We start from the raw sequence: 1,330 nt of genomic DNA, 5'->3' as shown, positions 1-1,330 counted from the left end.
ACGACATTGACCGCGGCATGAGTGCGGACGGCATCGCTAATAATATAGGTGAAATTGCCGAGAAATTAAAAGCGGCCGGTATGGAAATCATTGTGGAATCCACGCTGCTTTCGGGAAAAACGCTGCACCAAAAAAATATCGTTATTAACGACTTAAATAAAAAGTTAGAAGTGATGTGCAATCAGAAAAGCTACCACTACGTGGATATTAATAAAACCCTTGCGGTGAACGGACTATTAAATCCAGACTTCTCTGTAGATGACACGCATATCAATTTTAAAGGTTATAGCGCCTGGCGTACAGAGATCGCTAATTTATTCTAATGATTTACACATCTCCGCTCCGGCGGAGATTTCCCCGCAAACTCCTTCAGTACCCTTAAAGAATTTAGAATTAATTATGTAACGTTCGGACGCCTTCGAAAGTCTACAGACAAGGAAGCGATTTCCTGCCTTTAAGGGCATGGTTCCAGGGTATACGTAAGCTCCTAGACAGCTCCTGGCATGGGATCCTGAGGATTATGTACACGCATTCATTTTGCGGTGGGATCACGCCAATGTCTCCTAATACCTATTGCTGGTGCTTTGAAGACATAGAGGAAGCTGTACACTTTGCCAAAATCGCCCACTCCTGGCTTAAGTGCCAGAGCATAGAGAATCCCTGCGTGGCTATCGGTATCACAGCACGCCATTGCTTATTGAGCATGACGAATTAGGGATTGACAAATGGTAATAGGCGGTATTTTAAGCTATCAGATCAGTGTTGGGGCTAATTCTAAATAATTGTTGAGTGCGGGTCTATGACCCGATATAGTTCCAGGCGACCAAACAAGAACCGAGACTATTCACATGATTAAGAGCTACCTCCTGCCGAAAAGTAGCCGGCTTTATAAGGCTGGCTACGTCAACATGGCCATCGTCGGTGAGCCAATGGCCATCGAGAGCGCCACACAAAAACTGAGCAGCAAATATCCTGATTTTCAACGCCTAACTGTTGGGGACGATGGCCGCCTGACGGTCACCTTTTGGTTACAGCGCGGTTTATGCAGCGCGTTTCGCAATGACTGGACTGACATCAAAACTGAGCTGGTCAATACAGCCCAGGTCGCAAAAAAGAAGCCGCCGGTATTAATCCATAAGGTTTCAAGTGAAGAGGTAACTGCCGCGCGGGCGCTTATTGCCAGCCCATCCACTGACCGGAGCCAGTTCAATGAGCTTTGGGAAATATGCGAAAAGGTTAATGCCGCTATTGCAGCGGCATACCGATCCAATTGTTTCTCTGATTATGACCATCAGTTGAAGGAAAAGCGGCTCAAGCGCCTGCGCACTAT

Annotated in this window: 2 protein-coding genes; both read left to right on the top strand. The window is 46.5% G+C overall.

Annotated elements, in window-relative coordinates; all coding sequences use genetic code 11:
• Nucleotides 1-323: SGNH/GDSL hydrolase family protein (locus tag CYR55_RS23705; protein ID WP_206604065.1), on the top strand; the 323-nt coding region annotated here is incomplete at its 5' end.
• A gap of 525 nt (nt 324-848) precedes the next feature.
• On the top strand, nt 849-1,330 hold a 482-nt coding region (locus CYR55_RS22845), incomplete at its 3' end, for a hypothetical protein (RefSeq protein WP_146001041.1).

It is taken from the genome of Chimaeribacter californicus (genome assembly GCF_002858675.1).
Taxonomy (GTDB): Bacteria; Pseudomonadota; Gammaproteobacteria; order Enterobacterales; family Enterobacteriaceae; genus Chimaeribacter; species Chimaeribacter californicus.
Note: the sequence above shows the minus strand (reverse complement) of the source record. Positions and strands in the feature narration are given on the sequence as shown.